The 20,993-nt window shown below is 70.0% G+C and carries 18 protein-coding genes; 10 read left to right on the forward strand and 8 right to left on the reverse strand.

What is annotated here, in order from left to right; genetic code table 11:
- Entirely contained in the window at positions 1-4,713 is a 4,713-nt protein-coding gene (locus EXE41_RS11730) for a glycoside hydrolase family 15 protein (protein ID WP_199240878.1), read from the reverse strand.
- 127 nt (positions 4,714-4,840) lie between these two features.
- On the opposite strand from EXE41_RS11730, the gene malA reads away from it, so the two are divergent.
- The 3 genes from malA to EXE41_RS11745 all read left to right on the forward strand — a co-directional run bounded on the left by malA (position 4,841) and on the right by EXE41_RS11745 (position 9,618).
- Positions 4,841-6,970: an alpha-amylase MalA gene (malA, locus tag EXE41_RS11735; RefSeq protein ID WP_137691108.1), complete on the forward strand. Its 2,130-nt coding sequence runs from the start codon at positions 4,841-4,843 to the stop codon at positions 6,968-6,970.
- A gap of 124 nt (positions 6,971-7,094) precedes the next feature.
- The gene (malQ, locus tag EXE41_RS11740) at positions 7,095-8,585 is read left to right on the forward strand and encodes a 4-alpha-glucanotransferase (RefSeq protein ID WP_137691109.1); all 1,491 of its coding nucleotides are present in this window, start codon (positions 7,095-7,097) and stop codon (positions 8,583-8,585) included.
- 4 nt (positions 8,586-8,589) lie between these two features.
- On the forward strand, positions 8,590-9,618 hold the full coding sequence (locus EXE41_RS11745; RefSeq protein WP_094495277.1) for a sodium:calcium antiporter: 1,029 nt from the start codon (positions 8,590-8,592) through the stop codon (positions 9,616-9,618).
- A gap of 60 nt (positions 9,619-9,678) precedes the next feature.
- On the opposite strand, the gene EXE41_RS11750 is transcribed toward EXE41_RS11745, so the two are convergent.
- A complete protein-coding gene (locus EXE41_RS11750; RefSeq protein WP_049929318.1) occupies positions 9,679-9,891 on the reverse strand; it encodes a PLDc N-terminal domain-containing protein in 213 nt (70 codons plus the stop codon).
- Positions 9,892-9,986: 95 nt separating this feature from the next.
- Here EXE41_RS11750 and EXE41_RS11755 point away from each other — a divergent pair, with 95 nt between their 5' ends.
- Positions 9,987-10,319, forward strand: coding sequence for a hypothetical protein (locus tag EXE41_RS11755; protein ID WP_049929317.1), 333 nt, complete (start codon positions 9,987-9,989; stop codon positions 10,317-10,319).
- 58 nt (positions 10,320-10,377) lie between these two features.
- On the opposite strand, the gene EXE41_RS11760 is transcribed toward EXE41_RS11755, so the two are convergent.
- Positions 10,378-11,016 (reverse strand): IS6 family transposase, encoded by a 639-nt coding sequence (locus tag EXE41_RS11760; RefSeq protein ID WP_089309163.1) that lies wholly within the window; start codon positions 11,014-11,016, stop codon positions 10,378-10,380.
- A 92-nt stretch (positions 11,017-11,108) separates the two neighbouring features.
- On the opposite strand from EXE41_RS11760, the gene EXE41_RS11765 reads away from it, so the two are divergent.
- The 4 genes from EXE41_RS11765 (at position 11,109) to EXE41_RS11780 (ending at position 14,584) form a co-directional block, all read left to right on the forward strand.
- Positions 11,109-12,422, forward strand: coding sequence for a Zn-dependent hydrolase (locus EXE41_RS11765; RefSeq protein WP_137691110.1), 1,314 nt, complete (start codon positions 11,109-11,111; stop codon positions 12,420-12,422).
- A gap of 357 nt (positions 12,423-12,779) precedes the next feature.
- Positions 12,780-13,826: a transcription initiation factor IIB family protein gene (locus EXE41_RS11770; protein WP_049929315.1), complete on the forward strand. Its 1,047-nt coding sequence runs from the start codon at positions 12,780-12,782 to the stop codon at positions 13,824-13,826.
- A 101-nt stretch (positions 13,827-13,927) separates the two neighbouring features.
- A complete protein-coding gene (locus tag EXE41_RS11775; protein ID WP_049929314.1) occupies positions 13,928-14,107 on the forward strand; it encodes a hypothetical protein in 180 nt (59 codons plus the stop codon).
- Positions 14,108-14,350: 243 nt separating this feature from the next.
- Complete coding sequence (locus tag EXE41_RS11780) at positions 14,351-14,584, forward strand: UPF0058 family protein (protein WP_004598519.1); 234 nt, start codon at positions 14,351-14,353, stop codon at positions 14,582-14,584.
- Between the two features lie 96 nt (positions 14,585-14,680).
- On the opposite strand, the gene EXE41_RS11785 is transcribed toward EXE41_RS11780, so the two are convergent.
- The gene (locus EXE41_RS11785) at positions 14,681-15,139 is read right to left on the reverse strand and encodes a DUF555 domain-containing protein (protein ID WP_086216559.1); all 459 of its coding nucleotides are present in this window, start codon (positions 15,137-15,139) and stop codon (positions 14,681-14,683) included.
- A 68-nt stretch (positions 15,140-15,207) separates the two neighbouring features.
- Positions 15,208-16,134: a DNA-3-methyladenine glycosylase gene (locus EXE41_RS11790; RefSeq protein ID WP_049929312.1), complete on the reverse strand. Its 927-nt coding sequence runs from the start codon at positions 16,132-16,134 to the stop codon at positions 15,208-15,210.
- Between the two features lie 89 nt (positions 16,135-16,223).
- On the opposite strand from EXE41_RS11790, the gene EXE41_RS11795 reads away from it, so the two are divergent.
- The gene (locus EXE41_RS11795) at positions 16,224-16,724 is read left to right on the forward strand and encodes an SRPBCC family protein (protein WP_049929311.1); all 501 of its coding nucleotides are present in this window, start codon (positions 16,224-16,226) and stop codon (positions 16,722-16,724) included.
- Positions 16,725-16,762: 38 nt separating this feature from the next.
- Here the strand turns inward: EXE41_RS11795 and EXE41_RS11800 are convergent, their stop codons facing one another.
- Positions 16,763-18,340, reverse strand: a complete 1,578-nt coding sequence (locus tag EXE41_RS11800) for a HAMP domain-containing sensor histidine kinase (protein ID WP_137691111.1) — start codon at positions 18,338-18,340, stop codon at positions 16,763-16,765.
- A 63-nt stretch (positions 18,341-18,403) separates the two neighbouring features.
- Positions 18,404-19,288 (reverse strand): DMT family transporter, encoded by an 885-nt coding sequence (locus EXE41_RS11805; RefSeq protein WP_086219116.1) that lies wholly within the window; start codon positions 19,286-19,288, stop codon positions 18,404-18,406.
- Between the two features lie 139 nt (positions 19,289-19,427).
- Between EXE41_RS11805 and EXE41_RS11810 the strand changes: the two genes are divergently transcribed.
- The gene (locus EXE41_RS11810; RefSeq protein WP_049929308.1) at positions 19,428-19,730 is read left to right on the forward strand and encodes a hypothetical protein; all 303 of its coding nucleotides are present in this window, start codon (positions 19,428-19,430) and stop codon (positions 19,728-19,730) included.
- Between the two features lie 27 nt (positions 19,731-19,757).
- On the opposite strand, the gene EXE41_RS11815 is transcribed toward EXE41_RS11810, so the two are convergent.
- A complete protein-coding gene (locus EXE41_RS11815; protein WP_241987239.1) occupies positions 19,758-20,603 on the reverse strand; it encodes a hypothetical protein in 846 nt (281 codons plus the stop codon).
- Between the last annotated feature and the right edge of the window lie 390 nt (positions 20,604-20,993).

Raw genomic sequence — 20,993 nt, forward strand, 5'->3', positions numbered from 1 at the left:
CTAGAGCCGAAGCCGTTCCACCGACGTGCCGGCCGCCTCGAACGCCTCGTCCGTCGCGGCCGCGACCACGACGGTGTCCGCGTCAGTCGCGGCGTCGAGGTCGACCTCGAAGGCACCGTCGTCGTCGGGCGTCACGAGCCGCGAGGTCTTTCGGGTGTGGACGGCGACGGACTCGGCGTCCGTCTCGCCCGCGACGATGACCGCGTCCTCGACGAACTCGGCCGTGGCGGTCAGGTCGGGGCCTGCGGGGCGGTCGCCCTCGACGTACCGATCCCGGACGACCGCCGGCGTCTCGACCGGTTCGTCCGCGTCGACGCCGTGCGCCAACCGGACGAAGCCGGCCATCGACCACGCGAGGGGGGTCGCCCCCCCGGTGCCCTCGCCGAACTCCCAGCCGTACTTCGTCGGGTGTTCGCGGTCCCACACCTGCTCGGGGAGCATCAGCCCGGAGTTGCCGAACCCGGCCATCGTCTCGAGCAGGGCCTCGGGTTCGAGCGCATCCTCGTCGGTCCCGCCGAAGGCGTCGGGGCCGTCGGCGCGGGCGCGCAGCTCGTACTCGCCGCGCTCGCCGGTGAAGATCGGCCAGAGACGCCCGCGGCCGTCGCCGGTCCCGGCCCACGGCGCGCCGGGGTCGCCGACCGCGATCTCGCCGTACGCGTCGCCGACGTAGCGGTACCAGGCGGCGCCGTGCGGCGTGTCCACCCGGATCGAGTCGTCGACGACCGAGACGGAGTTGCGGACGACCGGGTCGTCGGCGGGCTTGATCCCCAGCCGGACGAGTTCGAGGAAGCCGCCGTCGATTATCTCCCGCTCGTCGTACGTCGGCCCGTCGTTGGCGATGGTGCGCGGTCGGCCGGAGTCGGGGTTCCCGTCGGCCGTGATCCGGATGTAGTACGGGGTCCGATCGTGGCGGTCGGTCCCCGTCGAGGTCGCGCACCACTCCTCGACGCGCGCGGTCCAGTCGTCGGCGAGCGCGAGCCACGCCAGCGCGTCCGCACGGAGGGAGTCGGGCGATTCGGCGCCGTCGCCGTCCGCCTCCTCGCGCCGGTCGGCCTCGGCGAGCGCGAGCGCCGCGCCGCAGACGAGGCCCGCTATCTCGGCCGCGATGCTCGACGGCGAGTAGCCGGCCTCCTCCTCCCAGCGCTCCTGTGCCGTCTCGGGACCGTTCTCGGCGATGTAATCGAGCGAGCGGGCGACCTGGTCGTACGTGTAGCCGGCGTCGTCGAGCGTCACGCCGCGCTCGTACAGCTGCCACGCCATCACCGAGGGGAAGCCGATGTTGTCCATCTGCTCGCCGCCCCACCGGGTCCGGCCGTCGATGTAGGTGTTCTGCGGGAGGAACCCGTCGTCGTCCTGCTGGGTGTTGTAGAGGTAGGCCAAGGCGTCCGCGCCGCGTTCGAGCTCGTCCATCTCGATCAGGGCCGTGAACACCTGATAGAGGTCGCGCGACCAGACGAAGTTGTAGCCGTAGCCGCGGTTCTCGGCGGCGTACTCGGTCTCGCCCCACGGCACCGACGGGCTGGCGATCCCCGCGCCGTCGTGGGCCTTGTCCTCGACGGCCGCCAGCGTCATCAGCGCGAACCGATACTGCGCCGCGAGGCCGGGGTCGCCGGCGACCGAGTCGGGAAGCTCACGGTCGGCGAGCCACGCGCGCCACGTCTGCGCGTACGCCGCCGCGGCGTCGTCGAACCCGCGAGCGAGCGCGCCCTCCGCCTCGCCGAGCGCGCCCGCCGTGTCCGAGTCCTCGGCGAACCCGAGCGCGACCGTGTCTCGCAGCGACTCGCCGCTGCCGACGAGACCGGCGAGCACGACGTTGCCGACCGCCTCGGGCGATTCCTCGACGCGCTCGCCGTCGCCGAACAGCGCGTCGGTGGCGTCGCCGTCGGCCGCGAGCGCGCTCGCCCAGTCGAACCCGTCGCCGCTCGCCAGCGCGAGCGCGGGGGCGAACGGATCGCCCTCGTCGTCGACGAGCTTCCCGGGGTCGCGGTCCGGGTCGTCCTTGCGCGCGAGGAGGTGCGCCCCCGCGTCGCCCGCGACCCGCTCGGCGCGGTCGTCGGTGCCGACGTTCGCGATGGTGGCGTCGACGAGAGCGTACACGTCGTACTCGCGGGACCCCTCGAACCGGACGTCGGCGAGGATCGCGGTGCCGTCGGTGTCGACCGCGTACTCGACGGTGAGCGTCCAGCCGTGGCCGTGGCCGTCGCCGGTCTCGCGGATCGTCTGGACGTACGCCAGCGCGTCGTCGGCCGCCGGCTCGGTCGTCCGCTCGATCGTCTCCGTCGCCGAGACGTGGCCCGTCTCGGCGAAGGTCCGTATCGCGTACTCGGAGTCGGGATCGGCCACGAGGAAGTCGAACGTCCGGACGTTCATCACGTCGATCCGGGGGAACCGCGCCTCGGTGAGGGCCCCCTCGGTGAGCGTGAACCACACCGGGACCGGATCGTCGGCGTCGTAGTCGGCGGGCGTACCGACGCCGAACTTGCGGCCCGTGGTCCAGTGCGGCGCCGCCTCCGGGCCGGTCTCGCGGTCGTGCGGGACCGGGAGTTCGCCGCGGCTCGCCAGCGTCACCGTGGCGTCGATGCGGAGGGCGTGGGACCACGCGATCGGCGTCGCGCTGTCGAGGTCCCCGTCGTCGAACACCTGCTCCGCGAACAGCCCGGCCTCGTTGACGAAGGGACCGTCCGGCTCGCAGAGGGCGTAGAGGTCGCGCGCGTCGGCGAACAGCGGCTCCGCGGTCCCGCCGCGGTCCTCGACGACGCCCGCGAGCGTCGCCGCCGCGGTCGCGCCCCACAGCGTCGCGATCGACCACACCTTCGCGGCGCCCTGCTCGGCGGTGCGCCAGTCGTCGCCGGTGAACCGCACGAGCCCCTCCACAGCGGACGTCTCGCGCCGGAGCGCGTCGATCGACTGCCGGACGTGGGTGTTGACGCGGTCGAGGAAGCGGTCGAACTCGCTCGCCGCGACGGTGTCGACCGAGCCGGAGCCGTCGGTGGCCGCGGCGTCGTCGGGCGCGTCGTCGTCGGCCGCCGGCGTCTCGTCGAGCAGGGCGGCGTACTCGGCGGCCGCGGTCGCGAGCGCGAAGGTGCTGGCGTCGGCGCGGCTGTCTTGGTCCTCCTCGCTCGCGCGCTGGAGGAACCGCTCCGTGTCGGGGTGCCAGCGCGCGTCGAGCCCGGAGAGCGCGGTGTCAGCGGCGTCGGCCGCGTCGGCCCGGAGTGCCTCGTCGACCGGCGCGCGCGCCACCGCGGCGAACGCCCGGAGGTACTCGGCGCCGGTGTGGGTGAACCGGCCGAGCGCGTTCTCCCAGCAGTTCTGACAGCGGCGGGGGAGCCCGTCGTCCTCGGTCGTCTCGAAGAGGAAGTCGACGGCGTCGGCGATCGTCTCGTCGATCCGGTCGCGCCACTCTTCGGGGAGGTCGGCCTCGCGGCGGAGGGTCGCGAGGAACGCGACGACCGTGGCGGGCTGGTCGAGCTGATCGTTCGGGCCGGGGGTCGCGTTCGCGCCCTCGATCCGGGCGTTCGCCCAGCCGGGGGCCACCTTCCCGGAGTCGGCCCACACGCGGTGGGGCCACGAGCCGTCGGCGTCCTGCGTCCGACAGAAGAAGCTCGCGGCCGCGAGCAGCTCCTCGTCGGCGTCGAGGCCGAGCTCCTCGCTCGCGTCGAGCAGCGCGGTCGAGACGGTCGCCTCGTCGCGGAACCACGTGTAGCCGTAGCCGCCGGAGGTGGAGTAAAACGGGTCGAACTCGGGGGCGGCGATCCGGCCCCCGGACTCCGCGGTGAGCAGGTCGAGCGCGCGGAGGTCGCTCGCGATCACCGACCGTCGCGGGGCGTCGGCGGGCACGTCCGGTCCGCGCCCGTCCGCGGCCTCGCGGAGGTCGTCCGCGTCGGGGTACGCGGTGGCGATGTTCGAGACCGTCTCGATGCGGCGCTGGCGGTCGACCCCGTCGGTGAGCGCGTCCTTCGCGTCGTCGCCGGTGTCGCGGGCGGCCCGGCGGTCGACGACCGCTCGCCCGGCGAGCGTGACGCGCTCCGTGCGGCCGTCGCGCTCGAAGGGGGCGCGGACGACCACGTCGGGAGTGAGCCGCGAGTCCTCTCGTCGGTCGATCTCGCCGCGGTGCGGGAAGCCGTCGTCGGCCTCGCCGAGCAGCTCCGGAATCGTCCGCAGGCGCTGGCCGTGGGCGTTCGAGAGCCCGGTCGAGGCGGTGAGGAAGTCGTGCTCGGTGCGGTGGTACACCTCGACGACGCCGCCGTCCTCGGGGCCGGCCCCGTCGTGGACCATGTTACCGACGCGGCCCTCGACCATGTCCGGCGAGAACGCGTAGGCGGCGACGATCTCGGCGTCGGCGGGCGGTGATCCCCGGAGTTCGACGTGCGTGAGGTGCGTGTCGCTCACGACGAGGTCGAACTGGTGGATGGTGTAGCGGCCGGCGTCGTACTCCGTCTCGACGAGCGGCGTGTCGCCGTCGTAGTGCTGGCGGGTCGTCTCGAGGTCGTCGAACCAGCGGACCCCGCGCCCGGCGGTGATCCCCATCCGCAGGCGGTCGGCCCCGCCGACCTCGGAGAGGGAGTACGAACAGTCGTGGACGGTCCCGTCCGGTCCGACGTGGACCAGTCGGCCGTCGTCGCCGGTGAACGCGCCGGCGGTCATCGAGTGTTCCGCCGGGTAGCGCTCCCCGCGCCGACGTTCGTGCTCCGTAAGGGCGGTACGCAGTCGCATACCCGCTCTGCGACTGCCGGAGTAAAAGCCTTGACGACCGCGGCCGGTATCCGAACGGACGCTGCGCGACGCAGATCTCACCGAAACAAGAGCAACACCGAAGGCCCCGGGCGTTAATTGGCGTCACATGCACCACCCCGGACCCCCGCGCTTCCTCGCGACCGGCGAGCAGACCGAACTGGCTCCGCGAGACCCGAACCCCGACGCGACGTACGCCTGGCGCGTCGCCGACGCCCCGCCCGGCAGCGAGGCGACTGTCGGCGACGACGCCGTAACGGCGTTCACGCCCGACGTTCCGGGCCGTTACCTGCTCGGGCTCGACGCGCCGGACGGCGACCACCTGCTCACGGTCCGCGCGTTCCCCGCGAGCTACGAGGGCGTCGACGTCGCCGGCGGCAGCGGGACCGCGATACGGGACCGCGACGCGGACGACGCGCCGGTGGACTACGCCGCGCGGGAGCGGCACGAGGGCGTGGGTCGGCCGCGGGTCAGGGTGGACGCGAGCGTCGCGTTCGGCGGCGACGCCGAGTCGACCGGCGGCGAGACCGGAGGGGAGGAGACGCGCGCGGGCGCCGGAGAGGCGGTGTTCACCGCGACGCCGACGCCGAACGCGGAGTCCGCGTTCGACGCTGACGACCTCTCGGTGACCTTCGTCGTCGACGACCGGGACGTCGAGACCGCGGTGGCCGACGGCCGCACGAGCCCGCGAGACGCGCTCCGGGTGAGCGACGGCGGCCGCGAACTCCGCGTCCCCCTCGACGCGGTTCCTGACCGCCTCCGCGTTCACGCCGTCGCGGTCGCGCGGGACTCGGGAGAGGATCCGCGCGTGAGCGTCGCCGACGCGGCCGCGGTCGAGCGCGCCGGGGACGGTCCGCCGGGAGCGACCGACGCCGGCGGCGAGGCCGTGCTGACCCCTGACGCGCCCGACTTCGAGACGCTCCGACTCAACGACCCGCCGGCGTGGACTCGCAGCGCCTCCGTCTACGAGGTGTTCGTCCGCACCTTCGCGGACGCCGACGAGGGCGCGGCGTTCGACGCCATCGCGGAGCGGATCCCCCGGATCGCGGAGCTCGGCGCCGACACGCTCTGGCTCACGCCGGTCCTCGGGCATGACGGGAAGCCACACGGCTACAACATCGTCGACTTCTTCGACACCGCCGACGACCTCGGCGAGCGCGAGGACTTCGAAGCGCTCGTCGAGACGGCCCACGACCACGGGATGCGCGTGCTGTTCGACTTCGTCGCCAACCACACGGCCCGCGACCACGAGTGGTTCCGCGACGCCTACCAGAATCCGGAGTCGCCGTACCGCGACCGCTACGAGTGGCAGGAGTCCGGCGAGCCGGGGACCTACTTCGACTGGGAGCTTATCGCGAACCTGAACCACGCGAACCTCGACGTGCGGCGGTTCCTCCTCGACGTGATCGACGAGTGGGCCCCGCTGGTCGACGGGTTCCGCTGCGACATGGCGTGGGCGGTCCCGGACTCCTTCTGGCGCGAACTCCGCGACCGCGTGAAGGACATCGACCGCGAGTTCCTCCTGATGGACGAGACGATCCCGTACATCCCCGGCTTCCACGAGGGGATGTTCGACGTCCACTTCGACGCGACGCTGTACTTCCAGCTCCGCCAGGTCGGTCGCGGCGCGGAACCCGCTTCGAGCGTCCTCGACGCGGTCGACCAGCGCGCGGAGATCGGGTTCCCGGACCACGCCGAGTTCCTCCAGTACATCGAGAACCACGACGAGACGCGCTACCGCGTCGAGTGCGGCGATGCCGCCGCGGCGGCCGCGGGCGCGGCGATCATGACGCTGCCCGGCGTCCCAATGGTGTACGCCGGCCAGGAGATCGGTCAGCGCGGCCGGCGCGACGCGATCGCGTGGGACCACGCGCGCGAGGAGGTCCGCGACCGCTACGAGCGACTGCTCGCGACCCGACGGGACCACCCGGCGCTCGGGCCGGAGGGCGACGTGTCGCGCGTCGGCTACCACGTCGCGAGCGGCGACCTCTCCGAGCGGCCGATCGTCGCGAGCGGCGACGTCCACCCGGACGACGTGGTCGCGTTCCGCCGGCACGACGGCGACGAGGACCTGATCGTCGTTCTCAACTTCGCGCCCGCGGACGCGAGCGTCGCGATCGATGTCGCTCACGGCGAGCGCGACCTGGTCACGGGCGAGCGGTGCGTGGTCGAAGACGGCGAGGGCACCGAGCGGGTCCGCGTCGATGACGTGGCGGTGGTGCCGGTCGCAGAGGAGTGAACGGCGGGCCGGAGAGTGGCCGTCCGGTCGCGGACGAGTGAGCGGCCAGTCGTGACGATCTCCGCCGCCGCGACGCGATCCCCGGACGCAACGTTTGAAGTCAGTGGGGGGCGCAGGGTGGCCTATGCGATTCGACCGCTCCGACGGCGTCTTCTGTCACGTCACCTCGCTACCGGGGGCGTACGGGATCGGCGACCTCGGCGAGGGCGCGCGCGACTTCCTCTCGTTCCTCGGCGACGCCGACGTCGACCACTGGCAGATCTGTCCGATCGGGCCGACGCTCTCCGTGGCCGGGGAGTCGCCGTACCAGTCGCCGTCCGCGTTCGCCGGCAACCCGCTGTTCGTCGACCCCGAGGGGCTCGTCGACGACGGCTGGCTCGACGAGGGGGACCTGCGGCCGGTCCCCGACTTCCCGACCGACCGCGTCGACTACGACGCGGTCCGCGAGTACAAGCTCCCGCTGTTGCGGACCGCGTTCGAGCAGTTCGAGGAGCGGGCGACCGAGGAGGACCGCGCCGCGCTGGGCGCGTTTCGTGAGCGCGAGCCGTGGCTGGCCGACTACGCGCTGTTCAGGGCGCTCTCCGACGCCCGCCCTGAGGACGTGTGGACGGAGTGGCCCGCGCCGCTGCGCACGCGAGACCCGGACGCGCTGGCCGAGGCGCGCGAGGAATACGCCGCGGAGGTCCGGTTCCGCGCGTTCGTCCAGTGGACGTTCGACCGCCAGTGGCACGACCTGCGCGCGGTCGCCGCCGATGAGGGCGTATCGATCGTCGGCGACGTGCCCATCTACGTCGCGCTCGACTCCGCCGACGTGTGGGCGAGCCCGGAAGCGTTCCGGCTCGACGAGGGGAACCGTCCGACTGCGGTCGCGGGCGTGCCGCCGAACGCCGGCGATTCCGGCCAACGGTGGGGGAACCCGCTGTACGACTGGGAGCGGCTCGCCGAGTCGGGGTACGACTGGTGGCTCGACCGGTTCCGTCGGCTGTTCGACCTCGCGGACGTGGCGCGGCTCGACCACTTCCTCGGCTTCGTGAAGTACTGGGCGATCCCCGCCGACAGCGACGACCCCGCGGACGGCGAGTGGCGCGACGGGCCGGGCCGCGACCTGTTCGAGGCCGTCGAGCGCGAGCTCGGCGCGGCTCCGTTCATCGCCGAGGACCTCGGCTTCGAGGACCCGGCGATGGACGAGCTGATGGCCGAGTTCGGCTTCCCGGGGATGCGCGTCCCGCAGTACGCCGACTGGTGCGCGGAGGGGAACGAGTACCAGCCGATGCACTACGGCGAGGGGGTCGTCGGCTACACCTCGACGCACGACACCGACATGTGGGCCGGCTACTTCGAGGACCTCCCCGCCGAGCAGCGCGACTGCTTCCGGTACAACGTCGGGAGCGACCCCGACGAGCCGCCCGAGTGGGCGATCATCGACGAGGTGTGGAGTTCGGACGCGATCCTCGCCGTGGCGACGATTCAGGACCTGCTCGGGCTCGGCAGCGAGTCCCGGTTCAACGAGCCCGGGACGCTGGACGGCAACTGGGAGTGGCGCGTCGCCCGCGACGACCTCGACGACGCGATCGCGGACCGGCTGTGGGAGCTGGCCGGGAAGCACGTGCGCTAGCGCCGTGACGGGCGCCCTCCCCGACTCGCCACTCGTCCACGTCCTCGTGATCGCCGCGGCGACCGCGTTCATCTGGCTCGGGAGCGGCTGGTTGGAGGAGGCCGCCGAGACGCTGTCCGGGTACTACGGGCTCCCGGAGGTGGTTCAAGGGTCGATCGTCGTCGCGGTCGGATCGAGCTTCCCGGAGCTCGTGAGCGTGCTGGTCACCGCTCTCACCGGCGTCTTCGACATGGGCGTGGGCGCGCTCGTCGGGTCGGCCATCTTCAACGTTCTCGTGATTCCCGCGGCCGCCGGACTCGGAGGCGAGGACGAGCTGGAAGCCAACCGGGCGATCGTGTACAAGGAGGCGCAGTTCTACATGCTGGCGGTCTCCGCGCTGGTCGTGACGTTCGCGCTCGCGGTCATCTACTTCCCGGTGTCGACGGACCCGATCGTCGGGACGTTGCCGCGCTCGCTCGCGGTCATCCCGCTCGCGCTGTACGGTCTCTACCTCTTCATCCAGTATCAGGACGTCGACGACGCGGCGATGGACCGCGTGCGCGAGGGGATCGACATTCGGCGCGAGTGGGCGAAGCTCGGCGGCGGGCTCGCGGTCATCGTCGTCACCGTCGAGCGGCTCGTGGCGTCGGTGGAGTCGCTCGGCGTCACTTTCGGAGTCCCGGAGTTCCTCGCCGGCGTCACGGTCGTCGCGGCAGCGACGAGCCTCCCGGACACGCTGGTCAGCGTCCGGACGGCGCGCGAGAACCGGGGGACGACGAGCCTCGGAAACGTCCTCGGATCGAACACGTTCGACCTGCTCGTCGCTATCCCGCTCGGCGTGCTGATCGTCGGCGAGGTCGCCGTCAACTTCTCGACGGCGGTGCCGATGCTCGGCGTGTTGACGGTCGCGACCGTCCTGCTGTTCGTGACGCTCCGGACGAGCCTCGCGCTCAACGAGCGCGAGTCGTACGCGCTGCTCGCGGCCTACGGGCTGTTCGTCGCGTGGGTCGTCGCCGAGAGCGTCGGCGTGACGAGCGTGCTCAAGGGCGTGTGAGTCCTCCGGCGGGATCGGCGCCGGGAACCACTCGTCGGCCCCGGTGCGTGAGACGGCGGCTCAGTAGGAGTCCCGCCCGATGATGAGGTACAGCAGGATCCCGAGCAGCGGCGCGAAGAACACGACGAGCGCCCACAGGATCGGCGGGTGCTCGCTGCGGCTCTGCGCGTCAGAGTACGTCCACACGATCATCGCGAGGTGGACGACGAGGAACCCGAGACTGACTAAGAGGGCGATACCGGCCGCCGCGCCTTGGAGGAGCAACGGGGACATGTCGGCTGACACCACGACGCCGCGCGCAAAGTGTCTTCGGGATCGGAAGGCGCTCCCGGCGAAACGGCTATGCGTGACGGATGTGAACGGTACGCATGGTCGGTGTCGTGCGCGCAGCGGGTGCCACGACCGAGCTCTGCTGCGGCCTCGCGCTGCTCGCGCTGTCGCGGACCGACACCGAGGGGGTTCCGGCGGCACCGTTCGCGACCGGCTTCGCGGTCGGCTACCTCTACCGTCACGCGCGGGCGACCGCGGGCTGTCGGCGGTTCCGCGGCGGCCCGGCACGAAGCCTCGGGATCGCGCTGGCGTGGGCGGCGCTCGGCGTCGCCGCCGAGCGGTCGATCGACGGGAAGGCGGCGAGCCGCGCGTTCGCGGCCGGACTCGGGCTGGGCTCGGCCGGCTACTGGCTCGCGCGGCGCGGGGAGTGAAGGCCACTCGGGAGGTGACCGCCCAGACACCCGCCTCGACGCGACCGCCGGGGTCGCGTTAAGTTTGGCGTGAATTGTGGTAGACGGCGAGGGCTTCGAGCCAATTTTGAGCTGTCTCTAACGCGACATTGCTGAAACTATTCGCAAACGATGATGTTCGTCGTTCTATTTCCCAAAAGACACGTTCGATGGCATTCCGATTTCCATGTCGAATGACTTGAAATCGATAGCCGTCGTCAGCGAGAACAGATCCGAGATAGTCTGCGTCATCGACGAGAAATTCCACGTTATCGAGCTGGTAACGCCGGTGGAGCTCGGTGAGAAACCATCGCGTCGTCTGTTTATTTGCGGTCGGATAGAGACTCACGTGAAGGATCTCGTTCGTCTGTGGATCAACCGCGCCGTACAGCCAGAACTTCTGGCCGTGGAGGCGGATCATCTTTTCGTCAACCGCGAGTTGATCCTCTGAGACGGTCGAGATCGGCTGTAGATCGGCTTTATGAACCCAGTTATGGATCGCGACGTGGCTCCGAACGATCCCAAACCTTTCGAGATGCTTACTTACCTCACGAAGTGACATACCGGCCAAGTGACAGCGGATCCCTACTTCAATCGCCCATCGCGGCGTTCGATCTCGCTCCACAAACGACAAGTCAATCCACGCGATACGTTCGCTGAGGCGCTCGGTTTCGGCCATAGACACTCTGAAGTCGAGCGCCTCATCCTCTAACTTAACGCGACCACCGCCGGAGCCCGAACCGTTTTGATCGCGGAGCGCCCGGCTCAGGTATGACGCTCCCAGTCGACGCGGACCGGCTCCGCGCGGACATCGAGGCGAATGCGGCGTTCGGCCGCGTCGAAACGGGCGATCCGGACGCGCACGCGCGAACGAATCGCACTGGATCCGAGGCGAACCGTCGCGCCAGGGACCGGCTGGTCGAACGGCTTCGAGCCGCCGGTCTCGACGTCGCGGTCGACGCGGTCGGAAACGTCCTCGGGACGTGGGTCCCGACGAGCGCCGATCCCGAGGCGGCTCCGGTCGTTTCGGGGAGCCACCTCGACAGCGTGCCGGAGGGCGGGATCTTCGACGGCCCGCTCGGGGTGTACGCCGCGTTGGAGGCGGTCCGCGCGATGCGCGACGCAGGGGCCGAGCCGGACCGACCGGTCGCCGTCGTCAGCTTCACCGAGGAGGAGGGAGGCAGCTTCGGCAACGGGCTCCTCGGTTCGTCAGTCGCGACCAGCGAGACGGCGCTCGACGACGCGCTCGCGCTGTCGAACGCTGGCGGAGAGACGCTCGGCGAGGCGCTCGACCGGATCGGCTACCGCGGGGGCGACGCCGTCGACGCCGCCACGCCGACCGACGACGACGGCGACCCGACGACGCTCGATCCCGCGTCGTGGGCGGCGTTCTACGAGCTCCACATCGAGCAGGACACGACGCTGGAGGAAGCGGGCGCGGCGGTCGGCGTCGTGACGACGATCACCGGGATCACCCACTGCGAAGCGACGATCGAAGGCGAGGCGAACCACGCGGGCGCGACTCCGATGGACGAGCGGACCGACGCGCTCGCGGCCGCGAGCGAGTTCGTGTTGGACGTCGAGGCCGCCGCGAACGAGGTCGTGGCGTCCTCGTCGCCCTCGGCGGTGGGCACCGTCGGGTCGCTGTCGGTCGCGCCGAACGCGACGAACGTGGTTCCCGGCCGCGTCGAGGCCGGCGTGGATATCCGCGACGTCGAGGCCGGATCCATGGAGGCGATCGTCGAGGCCGCGCGCGACTCGCTCGCGCGGCTGGAGCGCGAGCGGGGCGTCGAGACCGCGTTCGAGCGACCGTTCGACGTTGCGCCCACGCCGATGAGCGACCGGCTCCGCGGGGCCGCGCACGGCGCCGCCGACGCCGCCGGGCGGGAGGCGATCGACCTCCACTCGGGCGCGGCGCACGACGCGATGCGGGTCGCGCGCGTCACGGACGCGTCGCTGCTGTTCGCTCCGTCCCGCGACGGGATTTCGCACAACCCCCGAGAGTGGACCGACTGGGACGACTGCGCCGCGGCGACCGAGGTGCTGGCGGGCGCGCTCGCGCGCGCCGCGGTCGACGAGCGGTGACGGTCGACGGTGCGAGCGAGGTCGGCGCTGTACCCGGTGGCCTCTCAGGCACACGGACCTCGGGTGGGGCGCCGACCGACCCCTTGAGTCGAGGACCGGCCTCGCTGCGTGGGGGCGGTCACTGAGAGTGAAGTATAAATACGGTCGCACGACTCCGCTCCGGGACATCACCGATCGCGGATAGGACGAGGTCGAGGTCACATATCCGCGTACACCGACGTATGAAGCCGCTTCCGGTCGCAACGCCGCGCTCAATTATAGATATATTTATATACTTTCGCGACTAACTATACGTTAACGAGCTGGCGATTCGCGGACCTCGCTGTATTTTCGTCGGGGGATCGTCGGAGCACACCCATGACAGAGACACATACCTACAGCGACGGCGGCACGGAACGGGAAGGACGGGCGGACTCCGCGGACGCGTCCGCGGGCGGCGAGCGCACGCGAACGAGGGCGTCGGAGTCGGCGGCCGTCGCGGAGCCGACGGAGAGCGAGCGCGAGCGCACCACGACCTGCCCCGAGTGCGGCGGTCGGCTCGCGACCGACACGGAGCACGGCGAGACGGTGTGTGACGACTGCGGGCTCGTCGTCGAGGCGGACTCGGTCGACCGCGGGCCGGAGTGGCGCGCGTTCAACTCGAACGAGCGGGACAGCAAGTCGCGGGTCGGCGCTCCGACGACGAACATGATGCACGACAAGGGGCTCTCGACGAACATCGGCTGGCAGGATAAGGACGCCTACGGCAAGTCGCTCTCGGGCCGACAGCGACGCCGCATGCAACGGCTGCGGACGTGGAACGAGCGGTTCCGCACCCGCGACTCCAAGGAGCGCAACCTCAAGCAGGCGCTCGGCGAGATCGACCGCATGGCCAGCGCCCTCGGCCTCCCCGACAACGTCCGCGAGACCGCGAGCGTCATCTACCGCCGCGCGCTCGACGAGGACCTGCTTCCCGGCCGCTCCATCGAGGGCGTCGCGACGGCCTCGCTGTACGCCGCAGCCCGGCAGGTGGGGAACCCGCGGAGCCTCGACGAGTTCACGACGGTCTCCCGCGTCGAGAAGATGGAGCTCACGCGGACGTACCGGTACGTCATCCGCGAGCTCGGACTGCGCGTCCAGCCGGCGGACCCGACGAGCTACGTCCCGCGGTTCGTCTCGCGGCTCGGCCTCTCGGAGGAGACGGAGCGGCGCGCACGCGAACTGCTCGACGACGCCGCGAACGCCGGGATCACGAGCGGTAAGTCGCCGGTCGGACTGGCCGCCGCCGCCGTCTACGCCGCCGCGCTCCTGTCGAACGAGAAGGTGACGCAGAGTCAGGTCTCGGAGGTCGCCGACATCAGCGAGGTCACCATCCGGAATCGATACAAGGAGCTCCTCGACGCGAGCGGCGCCGCGAGCGCCTGAGGCGCCGTCAGGAACTCGGTTCGATGTCGGTCTCGTCGGGCTCGACACTCGACCCCCGATCGCCACCCACGTTTTTAACGCGGCCGACTGTACAGGGTGACATGGTTGATGCGTTCGTCAGACTCGTCTGTCCGGAGTGCGGCAAGGAGTGGCAGGACAACCCGGCCGAACTTCAGGACCTGCGGTCTAACTTCAGTTGTCCGGCGTGTCACGCGACGCGGCGCCTGACCGAGTTCATGCGAACCGAGCGCGACCTCGAAGCCGTCAGACAGTTCCAGTAGCGCCGTGCCGCGTCGGGGGCTCGACCACCCCTGAGACCGGAGCCCCGACCGCACACGGTCGGCGTCTCGCGAACGACTTTTTGATCGTCGTCGACCTCGGGTAGCGACGGATCGCGGGAAACGATCCTGAACGATCTATCGAGAACCCACTTCTCCGCGTTGCTACTCGCGAAATACGCGGATAGTGTGGTAACGTTACTCAAGATAATAATATAAACCTCCGGTAGCAAAGGACTGGTACTCATGAAGAAGCAGGAGCTCATCCACCTTCACGGTCTCCTCGCGGAGGTACGAAAACAGTGCGAGTTCTGGGACGACGACGTTGACCTCGAAGCCTACGAGGAACTGGGCGTGAAACCGACGTCGATCCACAAATCGAAGACCGACCACAAGGCGGCCGTTTTCAAGCTGACAGAGGGAATCACTGAGCCGATGGAGTCGTCCGAATCGGAGCCGCTGGCCCCGACGGCCGACTGAGACGTTTACCGCGTACCGCTCCTCGCCGACCGCACCAAACGCCGACCAGCGTCGCGGCCGCTCCCGTCGAGAGCCGGCAGCACGGAGGCGACCGGCTCAGAACTCCTCGTGCTCCTCGCCGCCGCTGAGTGCCGATCCGTCGCTGCGGCTCGACTCCTCGTCGCCCGACGCTGACTTCCCTGTCGCGGTCGACGCGTCGTCGGCGCGGTCGCTCTCTTCGGGACCGATCTCGGTGACGGTAAGGACCTTCAGCGGGATGTTGCGGAGTCGCTTCCCGATCTCCTTTCGCGCGACGCGGCTGGCGTGTTCGCCGCGGTCGACGTTGAACACGTCCATCCGGAGCTCCAAGGCGACGAGCGCCTCGTCGGCCGCGACGAACGCCGGATCGAGCGGTTCGCCGCTCGGCGACGTCCGGGTCCCGGTGTCGATCTCGACGTAGTTGAGGTCCGGGTTGAGCATCTCACCGGTCTTCGAGATGGCGATCCGGACCGCCTCGTCGGCGGTCTCCACGTCGTACACCGGGACCGCGGCCTCGACGACGACTCGACAGTCCATCACGATTGTGCGTACCACGCGAACGAGTATCAAACTTCGGCCGCGCCGGACTCCGGGCGCCGCGCCGGTCACTCGCCGCCGGCGCGGAGGTAGTAGAACACGTACGTCTGGGCGTAGCCGGCGAACTCGCCCCCGAAGCGCTCGCGGATCGCGCGGGAAGTCGCGGCGTAGCTCCCGCGGTCGCAGTCGGGGTAATACTCCTCGATGGTGGTGCGGATCCACGTGTCCAACGGCACCGCCTCCAGGAATCCCAGCGAGAACAGCAGTACGCAGTCGGCGACCTTGTCACCGACGCCGACGAACCGCGTGAGCGACTCGCGGGCCTCTTCGTAGGGGAGATCGGCCGCTTCCGAGAGGTCGGCCTCGCCCGTCGCGACCATCTCCGCGGTCCGCTGGACGTACGGCGCGCGGTAGCCCAAGGAGAGATCACGCAGTTCGTCCTCCGTCCGCGCCGCCAGCTGCTCGGGCGTCGGGAACGCCCGATACGTCTCGTCGTCGAGTCGAACTGCGTCCCCGTACGTCTCTCGGAGCCGGCGCTGCATCCCGTGGATCCGGGCGACCCGCATCTGGGCCGAACAGATGAACGAGATCAGACACGGGAAGACCGGGTCGCGGGTCAGTCGCATTCCCTCGTAGGCGTCGTACGCGCGCTCCAGCAGGGGCAGATCTGGCGTGGCGTCGAGGATCGCGTTGAGGTCGTCGTCGAGCCGGAGCAGGTGCGTCAACAGCGGCTCGACGTCCGTCGACGCCTCCCAGCGGAGGGTGCCGTCGTGGACGCCCCCCTCCTGTCGGACCCGCACCGCGACGCGCTCGTCGGTCACCCCGGGGATCGGATCGACGACGGTCTCGTACCACGCGTCGCCGCCGTGCGCGTGAAGTTCGTCATACGTGTCGCCGTCGGACCGGTTCCAGAGGTAACTCTGGCCGCTTTCGAGGGTCGCCTGAAGATCGAACGGTCCAGCCAGATCGCCGACGTCGATCGCCCCGCGTTCCATCGTATTCGATCAGCGCGCGCGCAGGCATGCGAGTTTCGGTCGCGGCCCGCCGTGGACGGCTTTTTGTCCGACCGCACCGTACCGAACGTATGCCGACGTACAGGCGGACGATTCGGGTGCCCGCTCCGGTCGAAGACGTGTGGGCGTTCCACTCCACGGTCGACGGACTGCGCGAACTCACCCCCGACTGGATGCGCCTCCACATCGACGGCGTGGAGGGACCGGACGGCGAGTCCGATCCGGGGGTTCTCGTCGCCGGATCGGCGATCGAGATGTCGGTCCGACCGTTCGGAGCGGGCCCGCGCCAGCGGTGGACTTCACGCATCGTCGAGCGCGACCCCGACGGGGAGACCCCGCCCGAGCGCTCCGCGCGGTTCGTCGACGAGATGGAGGACGGACCGTTCCGACGGTGGCAGCACACCCACGCGTTCTACGCCGACGGGGACGAGACACTGCTCGTCGATACGGTCGCGTATCGACTGCCGCTCGGCCCGCTCGGCGACTTCGTCGGACCCGCGGCGAAAATCGGGTTCGAGGGCATGTTCCGAGACCGTCACCGGCGCACCGTCGACCGGTTCTCCGACGCATAACGGCGTCACGGAGCCGCCGCCGACACCGAGCGAATCCGCTACGCCGACGCGACCTGCGTCGCGCTCGCGCCGAACGTGAGCTCGAAGACCGCGCCGTCGTCGTTTCGGGCCTTGATGTCCCACTCGTGGGCCTCCACGATCCGGTCGACGATCGCCAGCCCGATCCCTGAGCTGTCGGCGGACGAGACGCCGGAGTCGAAGACCGTGTCGGCGAGCTCGACCGGTATCCCCGGACCGTCGTCCGCGACGTACATCCCGCGGCGGCCGTCCTCCGTGGTGAGCGGGCCGATCTCTATCGCCACATCCCGGCCCGCGTGATCGATCGCGTTCCGGAAGAGGTTCTCCAGCGCCTGCCGGAGTCGTCCCGGGTCGGCCTCGACCTGACCGACCTCATCCGCGATAGTGAGCGTCGCCTCGGGCGACCGGACGGACGCCCACGCGTCTTTCGCGACGGCCTCGATCGGAACCGACTCCGTCTCGCCGATCGCCTCCCCGCGCCGCGCGAGCATGAGCAGATCGTCGATCAGCGTTTCCATGCGGTCGACCGCGCCGCTCATGGCATCGTATCGCGACGGCGTCAGCTCGTCCTCGGAGAGCGACAGGTACCCCGAGAGCACGTTCAGCGGATTCCGGAGATCGTGTGAGACGACCGCACTGAACTGCTCGAGCTGTTCCGCCTGTCGGCGGAGCGCCGCCCGACGGTCGTTGCGCGCGATCGTGTGCGCGACCAGATCCCCGAGAGTACGGTACAGGTCGACCTCGTCGTCGGTCCACGTCCGGTAGTCGTCGGACTCGAAAGCGACGATTCCGCTCAGCTCCCAGTCGACGACGAGCGGTACGTGAACCGTCGCCGGCGGACCCGCCTCGTCAGTGTCAGCGGTCGAGACGTCTTCACCGCGCGGAGGAGCCGCCCCCCGAGCGACGTTGCCGAACGTCGACAGCTGGTCGGGGTCCGGGAAGTCATCGAACCGCCTCGGGGCGGGGTCGAAGCCATCGGGACACCAGCTGTACGCCGGCACGAACTGCCCGTCCTCCTCTCGATAACAGATTATCCGGTCGAGCTCGGCGTGCTCGCCGACGTTCTCCATCGTCCACTCGATCTTCGTTCCGACCTCGTCGGTGCGGGTGCTCATCAGCGTCGTCCCGGCGTCGAGCAAGACCTCAGAGAGGCGAGCGACATCGTCGGTTCCGAGCTGGACGCGGTCGGGCTCTAACAGTCCCGCGAGGCGTTCGGCGAGCGACCGGACGGCGTCGCTCTCGTCGGGGGACAGCGCCCAGTCGTCGACGGTGACCACGTCGTCAACGCCGGCCGCCAGCAGGGCGCGCATCGTCTCCGTCGTCGCGTCCTCGACGAGCGCGATCACCGGCACGTTCGACGGGAGCGCCGCGAGCCGCTCCGTTACCGCGTCGTCGGCCGCCGCCGCGGCGGTGACGACGACACCGCAGGTGTCGTTCAGCGGGCCCTCGTCGTCGCGTTCCTGACCCAGATCGGCCGGGGCGAACGTCCGAACCGTCGGTCCGTCGGGCCCCTTCCAAGCGGCGGCGACCGCGCGCGTTACGCGGTCGCTCGCGCGGGCATTGTCTCCTACAAACGCGACGACCGTTCGCCGGTCCATATCTTAATCAACCGGCCAGACGGTTTCAACGTTTACCCCAAAATATCGACGCTGAAAATGCTGTCACCGGTCAGCGGCCGCCGTGACGTATATCCCCAAGAGAACGACGCACCCGCCGACGACCGTCGCCGGCGTCGGAGTCTCCGACAGGAACGCGACGGCGAGCAGCGTCGCCCCGACCGGTTCGCCGAGCAGCGAGACGGAGACGACGCTCGACTCGAGGTGTGCGAGCGCCCAGTTGAGAACGGTGTGGCCGAGTAGCCCCGGACCGGCCGCGAGGCCGACGAACAGGAGCCATTCCCGAGGCGGGTATCCCGTAAGCGGATGTCCCGCCGCGAGGACGAACGAGAGCAAGACGAGCACGCAGACGCCGTACACGACCGTGACGTAGGGGACGAGCGAGATGCGTTGCCGCAGCGACCGCCCGGCCAACACGTAGCCCGCGGCGGCGACCGCCCCGGTCAACGCCAGCGCGTTTCCGTACAGCGGACGGGGGCCGACCGCCACGCCGCTGAGGAAGTCACCGAACGACATCGACACCATCCCGCCCACCGCGACGGCGATACCCGCCGCCATGCGGCGGGTAACGCGCTCGCGCAACAGCAGCCAGGCGCCGAGCGCGACGAACACCGGTTGCGCCTGAACGAGGGTCACGCTCGCGGCGACGCTCGTCCACCGGAGGCTCTCGAACCACGCGGCGAAGTGAACCGCGAGCGCGACCCCGGACAGGGCCGCGAACGCGAGATCGCGGGGCCGGATCCGCGCGAGATCCGCTCGATACCGCCACGCAGCGACCGCCCCCAGCGGCACCGTCGTGAACAACACCCGATAGAACGCGGCGACCGAACTCGGCGCCTCGCTCAGACGGACGAGGATGGCGCCCGCGCTCACGGCCGCGACCGCCGTCGCCAGCGCCGCCTTGGGTGACACCGCCGGGTTCGAGGTCATCGGGTTTCACGACGCTTCGAACGGCGACTGCTTACGGCTTTCGAGAGCCGATCGACCGATGCGGCACAGATTCTCCCGTGCTCCTCGGTCAGCGACCGACGCCGACGGTGATTTCACTCCGCGACGCGAACCGGCACACATGTGTGCGGACACGTTCGGCGTCGGCATCCGCGTCACCGAAACGGAACTGCGCGTCGTCGTCGGTGTTCCCTCAGATATCGACGCCGGATGGACCGACCCAGAAGCGTTCCAGTCGCTCATCGCGGAGGCCGTGTGGGAGCGGCTCGACCGACAAGCGACGCTGGAGGCCGTCGCCGCGCGGTACGACACGGGCGAGACCGCATCGCTCGGGAGCGTGACGCTGGAGCCGAACGGGACTGTGGTGAATGCCGACCTCGAACGCGTCGCGGAGGCGGACGCTCGGGACGGATCAAAAGAGTAGCGCGTCTACTGCGGTACGACCCCGCCTTCAGTCGTCTGAGACGCCCGTCGCGATCGCCGCACCGAGCGCCCACGTCCGTTTCGGCCGGTACGCGGTGAGATCGTACCGGGTCGGGCCGACGGTGTCTCCCCACGTTTCGAGCGCGCCGAGCGTGACCATCCCCGACAGCGTCGCCCCCAGCGTTCGCGGCGTCGTCTCCGGGTCCGCCAGCGCGGCGTGTACCTGCTTCGACTGCGGGTAGTTTCGGTCGCACATCTCGATGCCGCGTTTGGCCTCCACCCAGTGGCGACGGACGTACCCGAACGTCGTGGGATCCTCGCGGGAGAGCCGTTCGACCGCCGTCACCGCCTCCGCGTCGGGCCCGACGACGACATCGGCGCGGGCGCCGACTCGTGACAGCAACTCCACGGGGATCTCGAACGAGCACCCCATCGAAATCCGACCCACTCTCCCCACAAACCGCTCGAGGAGACAGTCCACGAACGCGACTGCCGAGTCGACGCCTTCCCGGGCGGCGACGGGCGCGAGGTCGTCGACCACCACATCGATCGCGCCATCGGGGACGCCGTCGAAGTGGTCGGCGACGGCGTCGAAAACCCGTTCGCTTTCCACGGTCCGGCCGAGGACCGTGTAAGCGAGGCCGTTGTTCGGTACGACCTGCGTCGACGCGGCGGTCCCGCTCCGAGCGATGGCGTTCACGTCCACTACCGCCTCTCTGTCGGGCGGTCTCGCTCGCGCTCGATCCCAGCCGCTCCGCCACCTTTCCACGTCGGTCCCAAACAGGACGGACACGACACGGTCCGAGTCGACTCCGTCGCGGACCGACGGCTGCTCGCCACAGAACAGCCGTACCGTGCCGTTCGGTCCGCCCATTACACTTGGGTTCAGCGACAGAACTGATAAACTTACTGACGAAACTATTAGTACTGATACGACTCGCGCCGAGACGATCACTGTCCGCGCATTCGGTGCGGCGGGCCGACGACCCGCTGCTGTCGATCGGATACCGGTACGAAGCGACCTCTCGCGCTGTCCGGCAGGCGATATCGGCGGTTTCTCGGACTGATCCGGAGCTGTCGCTGTGGAGCGTTTAATCCTAGCGGTCGCGCGTCAACGCCCTCGCTACTCGCTATACGTCAAAAAAGCCCACGGACGTAGTGTCCGTGGGCTGAGTGGGAGTATTCTCCCGGATGAGTGGGCAGGCGGCGACCCGTGGTTCCCAGAGGATCGCTCACTCCAGTACTTCACGGTACGCTGGTGGGC

Origin of the sequence: Halorubrum sp. SD690R (assembly GCF_005435035.1) — an archaeon.
Taxonomy (GTDB): Archaea; Halobacteriota; Halobacteria; order Halobacteriales; family Haloferacaceae; genus Halorubrum; species Halorubrum ezzemoulense.